Genomic DNA, 15,197 nt, shown 5'->3' with positions numbered 1-15,197 from the left:
TAGACCGAATATGTCGAGGGATGGAACATGAGTGCAGGTAAGGCGTTTTTGATTCTGCATGGCAAGCAAGCACTCAATGAAGAGGTGCGGGCGGCCGTTGAGCAGCAGCGTGAGGCGGGGTGGGAGTTGGCGGTACGCCTGACGTGGGAGGCCGGAGATGCGCAGCGTTTGGTGCAGGAGGCGCTGGACGCTGGTTACACCCACCTGATTGCAGGCGGGGGGGATGGCACCCTGCGGGATATTTGTGAGGCCATGGCGCTCGCCGATACCGAGGCCAGCCTGGTGCCGTTGCCGTTGGGCACCGCCAATGATTTTGCGCGGGCGGCGGGCGTCTCGCTGGAGCCGAGCGAAGCCCTGGCCTTGCTGAATGTGCCGGCCAGGGCTATCGACCTGGGCGAGGTGGGCGGTCAGTTGTTTTTGAACATGGCCACGGGGGGCTTTGGCAGTCAGGTTACAGCCAACACCTCGGAAGACCTGAAAAAGGTGCTGGGTGGCGCGGCCTATCTATTTACCGGGCTGACGCGCTTCAGTGAACTGCACGCGGCTTACGCCGAGTTACAGGGGCCGGACTTTCACTGGAAAGGAGAGTTGCTGGCGCTCGGGATCGGCAACGGCCGTCAGGCTGGAGGAGGGCAAGTGCTGTGCCCTGAAGCCCTGGCCGATGATGGCATGCTGGATATCAGTATTTTGCCTGCCCCCCAGGAAATCGTAGGCACCCTGAAAAGCCTGATGGCAGAGGGCTGGGGGCTGGATAACCTGTTTGTTCGGGCGCGCTTGCCCTGGGTTGAGATCAAGGCGGCCGAGGGTCTCTCAATGAATCTCGATGGCGAGCCGCTGGAGGGTGATGCCATGCGGTTCACCGTGCGCAAGAGTGCATTGAAGGTTCACTTGCCCGAGGGCTCGCCTTTGCTGGGACAGTAAGTGCCTGCGGGTTGGTTGATGGCTATCCGACATCAAGTTTCCGGGCGTCCGGCCGATAACGACAGTCATCAAGTCCCCACGCTCAGGAGTTACTCATGGCCGGCATTCTCGACACGGTAGACCAGCGCACTCAGTTGGTGGGCGCAAACCGGCTGGAGCTTCTTATGTTTCGTTTGGCCGGTCGGCAGTTGTTCGCGATCAACGTGTTCAAGGTGCAAGAGGTTTTGCAATTACCCAAGCTGACGCTCATGCCACACCGCCACCCCCATGTGTGTGGAGTGGTCAATTTGCGCGGCAAGACCCTGCCGGTGATCGACCTGTCCCGGGCGATTGGTATGCGGGCCCTGGTGCCGGGCCCGGACAGCACGATTATCGTCACCGAATACAACCGCTCGGTGCAGGCTTTCCTGGTGGGCGGGGTCGATCGCATCGTCAATATGAACTGGGAGGCCATCCTGCCACCGCCCACGAGTGCGGGCCGCCAGCATTACTTGACGGCCATCAGCAAGGTTGACGAGCAACTGGTCGAAATCATCGACGTGGAAAAAGTCCTGGCCGAGATCGTGCCGTACAACGCCAAAGTCTCCCGTGAGAACCTTTCTGATCCGATCTTTGAACAGGTACGTGGACGTGAGGTGCTACTGGTTGACGACTCCAGCGTGGCGTTGGCGCAACTGCGCGAAACGCTCTCTCAGTTGGGGGTCAAGATGCATATCGCCAGCGATGGTCTTAAGGCATTGAATCTGCTCAAGGGCTGGGCTGATACGGGCCAGGTCATGACCGACAAGCTGCTGATGATTTTCACCGATGCCGAAATGCCGGAAATGGACGGCTACCGTCTGACCACTGAAATCCGCAACGACCCGCGTTTGCGCGGCTTGTATGTGGTGCTGCATACCTCCCTGTCGGGCAGTTTCAATGAGTCGATGGTTAAAAAGGTCGGCTGCGACAATTTCCTGTCCAAATTTCAGCCTGACAAGCTGGTGGATGTTGTCCGCCAGCGTCTGATGCTGGATCAAATCCCTGCATGAAACCTTGTGTCTTTGCTTTGGTGATCTGCTCGTATATTGTGGCTTTTTTTACCAGGCAGGGAGCATGAACCATGCTGCGTCTAAGCGCGCTTTATCGTTTTCCACTTAAGTCCGGCAAAGGCGAAAGCCTGCTCCAGGCCCGGCTGGACAAGCTGGGGCTGGTTGGTGATCGACGCTGGATGCTGGTGGATCAAGCTAGCGGGCGCTTTCTTACCCAGCGTGCGGACCCCAAAATGAGCCAGCTCTCGGCGCTCTGGAACGCTTCGGGCGGCTTGACCCTGAATGCCCGGGGCTTTGAGGCACTGGACGTTGCGGTGCCGGAGGTCGACACGGATCTGCGGGGTGTCACCATCTGGCGCGACACCCTGCGGGTACCGGATGCGGGCGATGTCGCCGCCGATTGGCTTAGTCGTTTTATCGAAAAACCAGTGCGTCTGGTACATGTACCGCTTGAGCGTGCGCGGACCACTGAGGCGGGGTATGGTCGTGATGATGACAAGGTCGCGTTTGCCGATGGCTACCCGCTCTTGCTGATTGGTCAGGCGTCGCTGGACGACATTTCACACAAGGTCGGACGACCTTTGGATATGCTGCGTTTCCGGCCCAACCTGGTAATCGAAGGCAGCGAAGCCTTTGCCGAAGACGGCTGGAAGCGCATCCGCATTGGTGATGTCGAGTTTCGTCTGGTCAAGTCCTGCTCGCGTTGCATCCTGACCACCATCGACCCGTACACCGGTATCCGCGATGAACAGCGCGAACCGTTGGCAACCCTGATGACCTATCGCAAGCAGGACGACGGCATCATGTTCGGTCAGAACCTGGTGAACGATGGCAGTGGCGTGCTGGAAGTCGGGATGCCGGTGACAATCCTGGAATAGAGCCAAACCTCGTAGCAGCTGCCGAAGGAACGAGGCTGCGTCCGGCGACGTAGTCGTCGTAAAACCAGATTGCGCGATTTAACAGAATAACCGCGTAATCTGGTTTTACGACCGCTTCGCGCTCGGACGCAGCCTCGTTCCTTCGGCAGCTGCTACGGGATCTATGTATTACTGATCATCAAAAAACCGTTCATGCCAGTCGACTACGGGTTGTGGCGCGTTGAGCTTCTGCCCGTAGATCACCGAATAAGACAGCACGTTCTGTACGTACTGGCGAGTTTCGTCGAAAGGGATGCTTTCGATCCAGACATCAAAGCCCAGATGGTTGGCGCCCTTGAGCCACTGGCGAACGCGGCCTGGCCCTGCGTTGTAAGCCGCTGAAGCCAGTACCCGATTACCGTTGAACTGGCCATGCACCTGGCTCAGGTAAGCCGCGCCCAGCTGGATATTTTTGTCGGGGTTCAGCACTTGCTGCGGGGACGCCAACGGGATATTGAATTTACGCGCCGTCTCTTTGGCAGTGGCTGGCATCAACTGCATCAGCCCGCTGGCGCCTACACCGGATCGGGCGTCGTCCATAAAGGCACTTTCCTGACGAGTAATGGCGAATACCCAGCTTGAGTGCAAGCCACGAACCTTGGCTTCACGTACCAATGTGTCGCGGTGGGCCATTGGGAAGCGAATATCCAGATCATCCCAATACTGTGCCTGACTGATGGTTCGAATAGCCGGGAAGTACCACCTAAGGTCGTAGGCAAGCTTGGCCTGGGCGACCATTTCATCGCGGCTGAACAGACGGCTGACGTAGTACCACTCGCGACGACCATCGACGATTTGCCCGCGATCATGGAACTCCAGTGCGCGCTGGACACCCGGAGTGTTGCGCACTTTTTTGATCAGTTGCGGGCTCAGCATCAGGGGCCGGTTGTTGAGCTGGTAAGGGGTCTGGGCACGGTCTGCGGCCAGGAAACCGTAAAAATCACGCTCATTGGCGACTTTTTTGAACAGGGCCAGCGCTTGCGGGTTTTTCGGTTCGGCCAACTCAAGGCTGCGGGCCTGCCAGTAGCGCCAGCGGCTGGTGGTCGCCAGGTCCTGGGGCAGTTTGCGGGTCAACTGGTAGGCGTCTTCCCAACGGCCCAGACGCAGCAGCAGGCGCAGGCGCCATTCGGTGACGGTGTTGTCCCGAAGCTCCGGGTCATATTTGGTCATGATATCCAGGCCGCGACTGTCGTAGCGGCGGGCGAATGTCAGACCGATTTCCCGGGCGATGGCGACTTTTTCGTCGCGTGAGAAATGCATGTTGGTGGCGTAGGTGTCGAGCAGTGACGCGGCTTTTTCCGGGTCTTGCCGGGCCAGGCGGCGCAGCCCCAGGCCTACGGCGTCAGACATGGCTTCGCTGGCTGGCGCAAAACGTGAAGGCTGGCTCAGCATGTCGGGTTTTTGCGCCACATCAATCATCAGCTTGGCCTGTGGGCCCAGCGTGGTGAGGCCATTGGCCAGAGAGGTCGCCAATGCGTAATTGCGAGCTTCGGCTGCCAGCTTGACCCGCTGCCAGCGTTTTTGCTCGGTCAACTGGCCTTCGGCGGCCCATTGGCTGAACAGCGCGTCGCATGCAGCTGGCTGCGCTTTACCCACCAGCCACAGTTTTTCGGCGTTGTCATAGCCTTCTGCCTTGCGGTTGTGTTGCAGCTCATATTGGCCGTTGAGGCAGTCCAGCTCGGTGAAATTGAGTTTTGGGTCGTAATACTTGGCGAAGGTAGCCCAGTCGCCACGGTCTGCCAGCCAGCGCAGCCAGCGCAGTTTCATCCAGTTGGCTTGAGGCAGGTCGCCGTGGTCGGCCAAAAACTGCTCAATTTCGGTGTTACTGGCTGACTTCAGGCGGGCGGTCAGTTCGTCATAGGCGAGATAGGGCGTCAGCGGATAGCTGCGCAGAGCCGCGGCATTTTGAAAATAAGGCCCGGAGTTACCTTTGGCCAAGGCGCTCTTGGCCTGGTCGTAGAGTTGGCGTTGTTGAGTAAGGTCTGCGCCATGGGCGGCTTGCACGGCACAGCTGGTGAGAAGCAGGCAGGATAAAAAGTTGAAGAGACGACTGCGCATGAGGCTTCCGTACTGATAAAAAACGCGACGAGCACAGGTGTTGTCTGCACTGATTATTTCCTAGCTTAGCCTTTTGCCAGCAGCACGTGAAAGCCCGGTCGACTAACCGGCACAACTTGGCGGTAAAAGAAGGTAAGTGGACTGCGTACACGAAATACCCGGCCGCCAGGGGGTTCAAATCAGGTAGAATACGCGCCCAGTTTTTGGAGAAGCTCATGACCCTGCTCAAATTCAGCGATGTGTCCCTTGCTTTCGGCTCTATGCCGTTGTTGGACAAGGTGTCCTGGCAGATCGCCCGTGGAGAGCGGGTGTGCATCATCGGCCGCAACGGTACCGGCAAGTCCAGCATGATGAAGCTGGTTAAAGGTGATCAAAAACCCGATGACGGCTCTGTTTGGCGCGCGCCCGGCCTCAAGATTGGCGAATTGCCGCAAGAGTTGCCGGTAGCCGACGAGCGGACCGTGTTCGACGTTGTGGCCGAAGGTCTGGACGGTGTTGGCGAGTTGCTGGCGCAGTACCATCATCTGAGCCAGAACATCGTGACCGATGCTGACCTGGACAAGCTGATGCATGTTCAGCAAGACCTTGAAGCCCGCGATGGCTGGCGCTTGCAGCAATTGGTAGACAGCACCCTGAGCCGTCTGCAGTTGCCTGCCGATAAAACGCTCGCCGAATTGTCTGGCGGCTGGCGTCGTCGCGTCCTGCTGGCGCAAGCACTGGTTTCCGAACCGGACTTGCTGCTGCTCGACGAACCGACCAACCACTTGGACATCGGCGCAATCGCGTGGCTGGAAGAGGCCCTGAAGGACTTCCAGGGCGCGGTTCTGTTTATTACCCACGACCGTTCATTCCTGCAAAATCTGGCCACCCGGATTCTGGAACTGGACCGTGGCGGCCTGATCGACTGGAACGGTGACTACGCCAGCTTCCTGGTCCATAAGGAAGCCACCCTGGCAGCTGAAGAAACTGCCAACGCGCTGTTTGACAAGCGACTGGCCCAGGAAGAAGTGTGGATCCGCCAGGGCATCAAGGCCCGTCGAACCCGTAACGAAGGTCGTGTACGCGCCCTTAAAGAGTTGCGTGTAGAGCGCAGCGAGCGTCGCGAGCGTACTGGCAAGGCCAACATCCAGCTGGATACGGCAGACAAGTCCGGCAAGCAAGTGATGGTGCTGGAAAACGTCAGCTTTGCTCACCCGGGTGGCCCGTTCCTGCTCAAGGACTTCTCGATGGTGCTCCAGCGTGGCGACCGTATCGGTCTGCTGGGTGCCAACGGTACAGGTAAAACCACGCTGCTCAAGCTGATGCTGGGTGGCCTGGTACCGACCGAGGGTACGGTTGAGGAAGGTACACGCATCGACGTGGCTTACTTCGATCAGTTGCGTCATCAGCTGGATCTGGAAAAAACCGTAATCGATAACGTGGCTGAAGGCCGCGACTTTATCGATATCGACGGTCAGAGCCGCCACGTACTCAGCTACCTGGGTGACTTCCTGTTCAGCCCTCAACGTGCCCGCACGCCGGTCAAGGCGCTGTCGGGTGGTGAGCGTGCGCGTCTGTTGCTGGCCAAGCTGTTCAGCAAGCCAGCCAACCTGCTGGTGCTCGATGAGCCTACCAACGACCTGGACGTTGAAACCCTGGAGCTGCTCGAAGAGGTCTTGCTGACCTTCAAGGGCACCGTGCTGATGGTCAGTCACGACCGGGCATTCCTCGACAACGTGGTAACCAGCACCCTGGTTTTCCAGGGCGAAGGCAAGGTTCGCGAATACGTAGGTGGCTATCAGGACTGGCTGCGTCAGGGCGGTTCGCCGCGCCTGCTGGGCGTGACCGAGAGCAAGTCCGGCAAGGCCGACTTGAACTCTGCCGTGGTCGAGGCTGCACCTGCTCCAGTCGCAGCGCAGGCTGCTCCCGCCGCGAAAAAGAAGCTGAGCTACAAATTGCAGCGTGAGCTGGAATCGTTGCCGGCAGATATCGACGCGAAAGAGCAGGCAATTGCTGCGGTTGAAGCAGAGATGGCTGATGCAGGTTTTTATCTGTTGCCAGCTGCTAAAACGGCTGAAGTTATTGCCAGGCTCGAAACGTTGCAAGCTGAGCTTGAGCAACTGGTTGAGCGCTGGGCTGAGCTGGATGCCTGATTGATCGAGTGCTGAACTGAAAAAGCCCGGCCCTTTCACAAGGTGCCGGGCTTTTTTGTTGTTACATACAGATAAACTTAATCAGGTTTTTTCAGGCTGACAGCCAGTACGTCGCACGGAGCACCATGTAGAACGTCGTTGGCGGTAGAGCCCAGCAAAAGTGCGAGGCCGTGACGGCCGTGGCTGCCGACCACGATCAGGTCGCATTTTTGTGCTTTGGCCAGTGCATGGATTTCCTGGCGTGGCTGACCGTAGTTCAGGTGGCAGTAATCCTTGTGCAGTTGCGGGTACTTGGCGATCAAGCGCTCAAGCCGCTCCTTGGCCTGATCGAACTGTTGCTGCTGCAGTTGCGAGAGGTCCATGGGCACGTCGCCACCAAACGCCATCGCCATCGGTTCGACGATGTGTATCAGTGACAGTTTGGCACCGTTGGCCTTGGCGCTTTCACTCGCGCGATTGATCACGGGGTCGCACTCGTCGGTCAGGTCGACAGCGACCAAAATATGTTCGTAGGGCATGTGGGGTGCTCCTGTAGATGGCGATTAGTTATGAGTATGGCCCTTTTCCAGAGCCTTGGTTCAAGTCTGGGTCACTCGTTTATCACGTAATGAGAGTACAGATATGACGGTATGGATAGTGGTGTCAATCCTGGCACTGGTTCTGAGTCCCTTGGCCTGGCTGAGGCCTTCGCGGGGGCAGAGCGGGCGTATGGATTTGCGCATGGAGGCACGGCGCATTGGTTTGTCCATGCAGCTGGCGCCTCAGGAGTGGCCGTACTGGCTTGAGCCGCAGCCGCCCGGTTCCTGCGCGCAGTACCATCGCCCGCGCCGCAGTACTAAACCTGATGTTTGGTGCTATTGGCAATCGGCACCTGGAAAATGGCTCAATCGTTGGCAGGAAGAATGTGAGGATGAGCGCCTGCTCGCGCAGTTCAAAAAGTTGCCAGCCAACGTCTATAAAGTTGAGGCTGATGCACAAATGATTGTGCTGGTGTGGGGCGAGAAGGGCGAGGCCCAGGTGCTGAAGGCGATTGATGAGGTGCTCAAGGCGCTGGCATGACCTTTGTGGAGCGCGCTTGCTCGCGATGGGATCGGCGTGGTGTGGCGGACAAACCGCGTCGTCTTAATCGCGAGCAAGCCCGCTCCCACAATTTTCACCTGAATGGCGCTTCAATGGTTTCGAGCACTCGAACCGCAGGTGTCTAAACTGACTGCCGGGTCGTTTTGTCATCATTGTTTTGGACAATTGACAATCGATCGCTTTTCCGTGAAGGTGTCGACACCCAAATCAAACGGGCGTATGAATTGAGTGTTTGTCATGTAAGACGGCTCTCATTTCCAACCCCGAATATCGCGTTTGCGGGTGTGTCTGGCGGATTGGCATCAACCTTGACGCAAAGGTCAATGGCAGCCAGACGCAGGCGTGCGACGTGTACTGTTCAGCTTCCATATCCTGGAGATCAGTTGATGATTTACGAAGGTAAAGCCATCACGGTTACGGCTCTTGAAAGTGGCATCGTCGAACTGAAGTTCGACCTCAAGGGTGAGTCCGTCAACAAATTCAACCGTCTAACCCTGAACGAATTGCGTCAGGCAGTGGATGCGATCAAGGCAGATGCTTCGATCAAGGGTGTCATCGTTTCCAGTGGTAAAGACGTCTTTATCGTGGGCGCCGACATCACCGAGTTCGTCGAAAACTTCAAGTTGCCGGACGCCGAGCTGATAGCAGGCAACCTCGAAGCCAACAAGATCTTCAGTGACTTCGAAGACCTCAACGTTCCTACCGTCGCGGCCATCAATGGCATCGCACTGGGCGGTGGTCTGGAGATGTGTCTGGCTGCTGACTTCCGGGTCATGGCTGACAGCGCCAAAATTGGTTTGCCAGAAGTCAAGCTGGGCATCTACCCGGGCTTTGGCGGCACGGTACGTCTTCCTCGTCTGATCGGCGTTGATAACGCTGTTGAGTGGATTGCCTCCGGAAAGGAAAACCGCGCAGAAGACGCGTTGAAAGTGAGCGCCGTTGATGCTGTGGTGACGGCTGACAAGCTGGGCGCTGCTGCGCTGGACCTGATCAAGCGCGCCATCAGTGGCGAGCTGGATTACAAGGCCAAGCGCCAACCCAAGCTTGAAAAGCTCAAGCTGAACGCAATCGAACAAATGATGGCTTTCGAAACCGCCAAAGGTTTTGTTGCCGGTCAGGCCGGTCCGAACTACCCGGCCCCGGTTGAAGCGATCAAGACCATCCAGAAAGCCGCGAACTTCGGTCGTGACAAGGCACTGGAGGTGGAAGCTGCAGGTTTCGCCAAGCTGGCCAAGACCTCGGCTTCGCAATGCTTGATCGGCTTGTTCCTGAATGATCAGGAGCTGAAGAAAAAAGCCAAGATCTACGACAAGATCGCCAAAGACGTGAAGCAGGCGGCCGTTCTGGGCGCAGGTATCATGGGTGGCGGTATTGCCTATCAGTCGGCCTCCAAAGGTACGCCGATCCTGATGAAAGACATCAACGAGCACGGCATCGAACAGGGGCTTGCAGAAGCCGCCAAGTTGCTGGTGGGTCGCGTTGATAAAGGTCGCATGACCCCGGCGAAAATGGCCGAAGTGCTGAACGGCATTCGTCCTACTTTGTCTTACGGCGATTTCGGTAACGTTGACCTGGTGGTCGAAGCGGTAGTCGAAAATCCGAAGGTCAAACAGGCTGTTCTGGCGGAAGTGGAAAACCACGTTCGCGAAGACGCCATTCTGGCTTCCAACACCTCGACCATTTCCATCAGCCTGTTGGCCAAGGCCCTTAAGCGTCCGGAAAACTTCGTCGGCATGCACTTCTTCAACCCGGTGCACATGATGCCGCTGGTTGAAGTGATTCGTGGCGAAAAGTCCAGCGACCTGGCTGTTGCAACTACCGTTGCTTACGCCAAGAAAATGGGCAAAAACCCGATCGTGGTCAACGACTGCCCGGGCTTCCTGGTCAACCGCGTGCTGTTCCCTTACTTCGGCGGTTTCGCCCGACTGGTCAGTGCCGGTGTCGACTTCGTACGTATCGACAAGGTCATGGAAAAATTCGGCTGGCCAATGGGCCCGGCGTACCTGATGGACGTGGTCGGCATCGACACCGGCCACCATGGTCGCGACGTTATGGCTGAAGGCTTTCCGGATCGCATGAAAGACGATCGTCGTTCAGCGATTGACGCTCTGTACGAGGCCAAGCGCCTGGGTCAGAAGAACGGCAAGGGCTTCTACGCCTACGAAGAAGACAAGCGCGGCAAGCAGAAGAAAGTCGTTGATTCGAGTGTGCTTGAAGTCCTCAAGCCTATCGTTTACGAACAACGCGACGTGACCGATGAAGACATCATCAACTGGATGATGATCCCGTTGTGTCTTGAAACCGTGCGTTGCCTGGAAGACGGCATTGTTGAAACCGCAGCCGAAGCCGACATGGGCCTGGTCTATGGCATCGGCTTCCCGCTGTTCCGTGGCGGCGCCCTGCGTTACATCGATTCGATCGGTGTTGCAGAGTTTGTAGCACTGGCTGATCAGTACGCTGAACTGGGCGCGCTGTACCACCCGACTGCGAAGCTGCGTGAGATGGCCAAAAACGGCCAGAGCTTCTTCGGTTAAGCGCCCCATTAGAGTGAGAGTGAAATTATGAGCTTGAATCCTAGAGACGTGGTGATTGTAGACTTCGGTCGCACCCCGATGGGCCGCTCCAAGGGTGGCATGCACCGCAACACCCGTGCCGAAGACATGTCTGCGCACCTGATCAGCAAAGTGCTGGAGCGCAACAACAAGGTTGACCCGGGCGAAGTGGAAGACGTGATCTGGGGCTGTGTGAACCAGACCCTGGAACAAGGCTGGAACATCGCGCGCATGGCGTCGCTGATGACTCAGATCCCGCACACCTCCGCAGCACAGACCGTGAGCCGCCTGTGCGGCTCGTCCATGAGCGCCCTGCACACTGCTGCGCAAGCGATCATGACCGGTAATGGTGACGTATTCGTGGTCGGTGGCGTCGAGCACATGGGGCACGTGAGCATGATGCACGGCGTCGACCCTAACCCGCACATGTCGCTGTACGCGGCAAAAGCCTCGGGCATGATGGGTTTGACCGCTGAAATGCTGGGCAAGATGCATGGCATCACCCGTGAGCAGCAGGATGCATTTGCTGTGCGTTCTCACCAGCTCGCGCACAAGGCGACGATTGAAGGCAAGTTCAAGGACGAAATCATCCCGATGCAGGGGTATGACGAAAATGGCTTCCTGAAGATGTTCGACTACGACGAAACCATTCGTCCGGAAACGACCCTGGAAAGCCTGGCAGCACTCAAGCCTGCGTTCAACCCGAAGGGGGGCACTGTGACAGCGGGTACTTCCTCGCAAATCACCGATGGTGCGTCATGCATGATCGTGATGTCTGCCCAGCGCGCAAAAGACCTGGGTCTTGAGCCGTTGGCAGTGATTCGTTCGATGGCGGTCGCGGGTGTGGATCCTGCAATCATGGGCTATGGTCCAGTACCGGCTACGCAAAAAGCGTTGAAGCGTGCAGGGTTGAATATGGCCGATATCGACTTCATTGAGCTCAACGAAGCTTTCGCCGCACAGGCCCTGCCAGTGCTGAAAGATTTGAAAGTGCTCGACAAGATGAATGAGAAGGTTAACCTGCACGGCGGTGCCATCGCACTGGGTCACCCATTTGGATGCTCAGGTGCTCGTATCTCCGGCACGTTGCTCAATGTAATGAAGCAAAATGGCGGCACTTTTGGGTTGTCCACCATGTGCATTGGTCTTGGCCAGGGCATTGCCACCGTCTTCGAACGCGTCTAAGCGTTGCGTTGATGGAAGCCGGGGCCTTGTGCCCCGGTTTTTGTTTTTAAGCGTGTTTATTTTTTTATTTTGCAGAGGGTCCGTAACATGCCGCTACAACCTGGGCTCTATCAGCACTACAAAGGTCCTCAATATCGGGTATTCAGTGTGGCTCGCCACTCTGAAACCGAAGAGGATGTGGTGTTCTACCAAGCCCTGTATGGCGATTACGGCTTTTGGGTGCGCCCGCTGAGCATGTTCCTGGAGTCAGTCATCGTTGAGGGCGAACACGTCCCGCGATTTGCCTTGATTCAGGCCGAACCCAGCCTTTTTTCCCGGCTATAAGGCAAGGTCGTGCAGAACCCTGTGCTTGACCTCACCTTGTAGCCACTATATATAGCGGTGCCGCGTCAGGCGCGAACCGCCTTTCACTTCTAGAATTCAGGAATTTTCTGATCCATGGGCAAATCGCTGGTCATTGTGGAATCCCCGGCTAAGGCCAAGACCATCAACAAGTACTTGGGTAACGAGTACGTGGTGAAGTCGAGTATCGGCCATATCCGAGACCTGCCCACCAGCGGTTCGGCTAGCGCCAGCAAAGAACCGGCTGCCAAGCGTGGCAAGGCAGCGGCAGGCGAAGCGCCGGCCCTGTCGCCAAAAGAGAAGGCTCAAAAGCAGCTGATCTCGCGCATGGGCGTCGATCCCGAACATGGCTGGAAAGCCAAGTACGAGATCCTGCCCGGCAAGGAAAAGGTCATCGAAGAGCTGCGCCGGCTTGCCAAGGATGCTGACACCATCTATCTCGCAACCGACTTGGATCGCGAGGGAGAAGCCATTGCCTGGCACCTGCGCGAAGCCATCGGCGGTGATGACAGCCGCTACAAGCGCGTGGTGTTCAACGAAATCACCAAGAAGGCGATTCAGGAAGCTTTCTCCAGGCCTGGCGAACTGGATATCAACCGCGTCAACGCCCAGCAGGCGCGTCGTTTCCTCGATCGCGTGGTGGGCTACATGGTTTCGCCACTGCTGTGGGCAAAAGTTGCCCGTGGCCTGTCGGCAGGCCGTGTGCAATCAGTAGCCGTAAAGCTGGTGGTTGAGCGTGAGCGCGAAATTCGTGCCTTTAACCCTGAAGAGTACTGGGAAATTCACGCCGACCTTGGCACTGCCAAGGGCGCCAAAGTGCGTTTCGACGTCGCCCGTGAAAAAGGCGAGGCGTTCAAGCCGCTGAACGAAGCTCAGGCCATGGCTGCGCTGGAGAAGCTCAAGGCTTCCAATTACAGCATCGTCAAGCGTGAAGACAAACCGACCAGCAGCAAGCCGTCGGCGCCATTCATTACCTCCACCCTGCAACAGGCCGCGAGCAATCGCCTGGGGTACGGGGTGAAGAAAACCATGATGATGGCTCAGCGCTTGTATGAAGCGGGCTACATCACGTACATGCGTACCGACTCCACCAATCTGTCGGCCGATGCCGTCGAGATGGCGCGCACCTACATTGAAGGTGAGTTCGGCGCAGACTACCTGCCGCCGGCCCCGAACGTGTATAGCAGCAAGGAGGGTGCACAGGAGGCTCACGAAGCGATTCGTCCTTCAGATGTAAACATGCACCCAAGCAAGCTGTCGGGCATGGAGCGCGACGCTGAGCGCCTTTATGAGCTTATCTGGCGCCAGTTCGTGGCTTGTCAGATGCTGCCTGCCAAATACCTGTCGACCACCGTCAGCGTCGCGGCTGGCGATTTTGAGCTGCGAGCCAAGGGCCGCATCCTGAAATTCGACGGTTACACCCGCGTGATGCCACAAATTGCCAAGCCGGGCGACGACGACGTACTGCCAGATATGGCACAGGGCGATGTGCTGAAACTGATCGAGCTTGATCCAAGCCAGCATTTCACCAAGCCACCTGCGCGTTACTCCGAAGCCAGCCTGGTAAAAGAGATGGAAAAGCGCGGTATTGGTCGCCCATCGACCTATGCAGCGATCATTTCGACTATTCAGGATCGTGGTTACGTGGCGCTGCATAACCGCCGCTTCTACTCCGAAAAAATGGGCGATATCGTCACCGAGCGCTTGTCCGAGAGTTTCTCTGATCTGATGGACTACGGCTTCACTGCCGGCATGGAAGAGAACCTCGATGACGTGGCGCAAGGCGAGCGTGACTGGAAAAACGTGCTGGACGAGTTCTACGGCGACTTCAAGAAAAAGCTCGAAGTAGCCGCTGCGCCGGATGGCGGGATGCGTGCCAATCAGCCTGTGATGACTGATATTCCGTGTAAAGAATGTGGTCGTCCAATGCAGATTCGCACGGCTTCGACTGGCGTGTTCCTGGGGTGCTCGGGTTACAGCCTGCCGCCTAAAGAGCGTTGCAAGGCCACGGTCAATCTGGTGCCAGGCGACGAAATCGCAGCGGACGATGAAGGCGAGTCCGAATCGCTGGTGTTGTTGGGCAAGCACCGTTGCCCGATTTGCAGCACGGCCATGGATGCTTACCTGCTGGATGAGAAGCACAAGCTGCACATCTGCGGTAACAATCCGGATTGCGTCGGCTATGAAATTGAAGAAGGCAACTACCGTATCAAGGGCTATGAAGGTCCGAGCCTGGAGTGCGACAAGTGCGGCAGCGAGATGCAGCTAAAAACCGGCCGCTTCGGCAAGTTCTTCGGTTGCACCAACGCCGAGTGTAAAAACACCCGTAAATTGCTGAAGAGTGGTGAAGCCGCACCGCCGAAAATGGACCCGGTGAAAATGCCGGAGCTTAAATGCGAGAAGGTTAACGACACGTATATCCTGCGTGACGGTGCTTCAGGGTTGTTCCTGGCCGCGAGCCAATTTCCGAAAAACCGTGAGACCCGTGCTCCGTTGGTGATCGAAATTGTGCCGCACAAGGACGAGATCGATCCCAAGTATCACTTCCTGTGTGAAGCGCCGAAGAAAGACCCTGATGGGCGTCCTGCGGTGATTCGCTACAGTCGCAAAACCAAAGAGCAGTACGTGCAGACTGAAGTTGAAGGCAAGCCGACTGGCTGGCGTGCGTTCTACGACGGTAAGAGCTGGAAGGTTGAAGACAAGCGTAAAGAAAAAGACGCTTGATCTGAACTGAACGCTGAATAAAAAACCGCGCAAGGGTTATGCCTTGCGCGGTTTTTTTTGGCAGAAGCGCCCGTGAATATTCTTTTACGGATTGAACGGGGGGAGGGCCATTCCTCGTAGCAGCTGCCGAAGGAACGAGGCTGCGTTCGGCGACGAAGTCGTCGTCTAACCAGATGCCGCTGTCCACCTGAAAGACCGCATGCTCCAGTTTTGCGACCGCTTCGCGCTCGAACGCAGCCTTCGTTCCTCGGCAGC

At 57.2% G+C, this 15,197-nt stretch carries 11 protein-coding genes; 9 read left to right on the top strand and 2 right to left on the bottom strand.

The features are described from left to right. Positions 1 to 27 precede the first annotated feature (27 nt). The 3 genes from yegS (at position 28) to TU76_RS01050 (ending at position 2,830) form a co-directional block, all read left to right on the top strand. Entirely contained in the window at positions 28 to 921 is an 894-nt protein-coding gene (gene yegS / locus TU76_RS01060; protein WP_019827472.1) for a lipid kinase YegS, read from the top strand. Positions 922 to 1,016: 95 nt separating this feature from the next. After that, positions 1,017 to 1,952: a chemotaxis protein CheV gene (locus tag TU76_RS01055; RefSeq protein ID WP_019827473.1), complete on the top strand. Its 936-nt coding sequence runs from the start codon at positions 1,017 to 1,019 to the stop codon at positions 1,950 to 1,952. A 71-nt stretch (positions 1,953 to 2,023) separates the two neighbouring features. After that, positions 2,024 to 2,830: an MOSC domain-containing protein gene (locus TU76_RS01050; RefSeq protein WP_048350876.1), complete on the top strand. Its 807-nt coding sequence runs from the start codon at positions 2,024 to 2,026 to the stop codon at positions 2,828 to 2,830. A 168-nt stretch (positions 2,831 to 2,998) separates the two neighbouring features. Here the strand turns inward: TU76_RS01050 and TU76_RS01045 are convergent, their stop codons facing one another. Continuing rightward, on the bottom strand, positions 2,999 to 4,927 hold the full coding sequence (locus tag TU76_RS01045) for a transglycosylase SLT domain-containing protein (protein WP_048350875.1): 1,929 nt from the start codon (positions 4,925 to 4,927) through the stop codon (positions 2,999 to 3,001). Positions 4,928 to 5,142: 215 nt separating this feature from the next. Here TU76_RS01045 and TU76_RS01040 point away from each other — a divergent pair, with 215 nt between their 5' ends. Then, positions 5,143 to 7,059, top strand: a complete 1,917-nt coding sequence (locus TU76_RS01040) for an ATP-binding cassette domain-containing protein (protein WP_046809661.1) — start codon at positions 5,143 to 5,145, stop codon at positions 7,057 to 7,059. Positions 7,060 to 7,136: 77 nt separating this feature from the next. Here the strand turns inward: TU76_RS01040 and TU76_RS01035 are convergent, their stop codons facing one another. Beyond that, the gene (locus TU76_RS01035) at positions 7,137 to 7,577 is read right to left on the bottom strand and encodes a universal stress protein (RefSeq protein WP_019827477.1); all 441 of its coding nucleotides are present in this window, start codon (positions 7,575 to 7,577) and stop codon (positions 7,137 to 7,139) included. A 103-nt stretch (positions 7,578 to 7,680) separates the two neighbouring features. Here TU76_RS01035 and TU76_RS01030 point away from each other — a divergent pair, with 103 nt between their 5' ends. The 5 genes from TU76_RS01030 to topA all read left to right on the top strand — a co-directional run bounded on the left by TU76_RS01030 (position 7,681) and on the right by topA (position 14,942). Next, positions 7,681 to 8,118 carry a hypothetical protein gene (locus TU76_RS01030; RefSeq protein ID WP_019827478.1) on the top strand — a complete coding sequence of 146 codons (438 nt, stop codon included), beginning with the start codon at positions 7,681 to 7,683 and terminating at the stop codon, positions 8,116 to 8,118. A 407-nt stretch (positions 8,119 to 8,525) separates the two neighbouring features. Next, complete coding sequence (gene fadB, locus TU76_RS01025) at positions 8,526 to 10,673, top strand: fatty acid oxidation complex subunit alpha FadB (RefSeq protein ID WP_019827479.1); 2,148 nt, start codon at positions 8,526 to 8,528, stop codon at positions 10,671 to 10,673. Between the two features lie 27 nt (positions 10,674 to 10,700). Next, complete coding sequence (gene fadA, locus TU76_RS01020; protein ID WP_019827480.1) at positions 10,701 to 11,876, top strand: acetyl-CoA C-acyltransferase FadA; 1,176 nt, start codon at positions 10,701 to 10,703, stop codon at positions 11,874 to 11,876. Between the two features lie 87 nt (positions 11,877 to 11,963). Next, positions 11,964 to 12,200 (top strand): DUF1653 domain-containing protein, encoded by a 237-nt coding sequence (locus tag TU76_RS01015; RefSeq protein ID WP_046809664.1) that lies wholly within the window; start codon positions 11,964 to 11,966, stop codon positions 12,198 to 12,200. A gap of 114 nt (positions 12,201 to 12,314) precedes the next feature. Then, positions 12,315 to 14,942: a type I DNA topoisomerase gene (topA, locus tag TU76_RS01010; RefSeq protein ID WP_048350874.1), complete on the top strand. Its 2,628-nt coding sequence runs from the start codon at positions 12,315 to 12,317 to the stop codon at positions 14,940 to 14,942. Positions 14,943 to 15,197: the final 255 nt, after the last annotated feature.

Source organism: Pseudomonas psychrophila, from assembly GCF_001043005.1.
Classification (GTDB): Bacteria; Pseudomonadota; Gammaproteobacteria; order Pseudomonadales; family Pseudomonadaceae; genus Aquipseudomonas; species Aquipseudomonas psychrophila.
Note: the sequence above shows the minus strand (reverse complement) of the source record. Positions and strands in the feature narration are given on the sequence as shown.

What these genes read in the sequence shown, in the direction of transcription:
- yegS (WP_019827472.1), top strand. Translation starts at nt 28, where the DNA reads ATGAGTGCAGGTAAGGCGTTTTTGATTCTGCATGGCAAGCAAGCACTC.
- TU76_RS01055 (WP_019827473.1), top strand. Translation starts at nt 1,017, where the DNA reads ATGGCCGGCATTCTCGACACGGTAGACCAGCGCACTCAGTTGGTGGGC.
- TU76_RS01050 (WP_048350876.1), top strand. Translation starts at nt 2,024, where the DNA reads ATGCTGCGTCTAAGCGCGCTTTATCGTTTTCCACTTAAGTCCGGCAAA.
- TU76_RS01045 (WP_048350875.1), bottom strand. Translation starts at nt 4,927, where the DNA reads ATGCGCAGTCGTCTCTTCAACTTTTTATCCTGCCTGCTTCTCACCAGC.
- TU76_RS01040 (WP_046809661.1), top strand. Translation starts at nt 5,143, where the DNA reads ATGACCCTGCTCAAATTCAGCGATGTGTCCCTTGCTTTCGGCTCTATG.
- TU76_RS01035 (WP_019827477.1), bottom strand. Translation starts at nt 7,577, where the DNA reads ATGCCCTACGAACATATTTTGGTCGCTGTCGACCTGACCGACGAGTGC.
- TU76_RS01030 (WP_019827478.1), top strand. Translation starts at nt 7,681, where the DNA reads ATGACGGTATGGATAGTGGTGTCAATCCTGGCACTGGTTCTGAGTCCC.
- fadB (WP_019827479.1), top strand. Translation starts at nt 8,526, where the DNA reads ATGATTTACGAAGGTAAAGCCATCACGGTTACGGCTCTTGAAAGTGGC.
- fadA (WP_019827480.1), top strand. Translation starts at nt 10,701, where the DNA reads ATGAGCTTGAATCCTAGAGACGTGGTGATTGTAGACTTCGGTCGCACC.
- TU76_RS01015 (WP_046809664.1), top strand. Translation starts at nt 11,964, where the DNA reads ATGCCGCTACAACCTGGGCTCTATCAGCACTACAAAGGTCCTCAATAT.
- topA (WP_048350874.1), top strand. Translation starts at nt 12,315, where the DNA reads ATGGGCAAATCGCTGGTCATTGTGGAATCCCCGGCTAAGGCCAAGACC.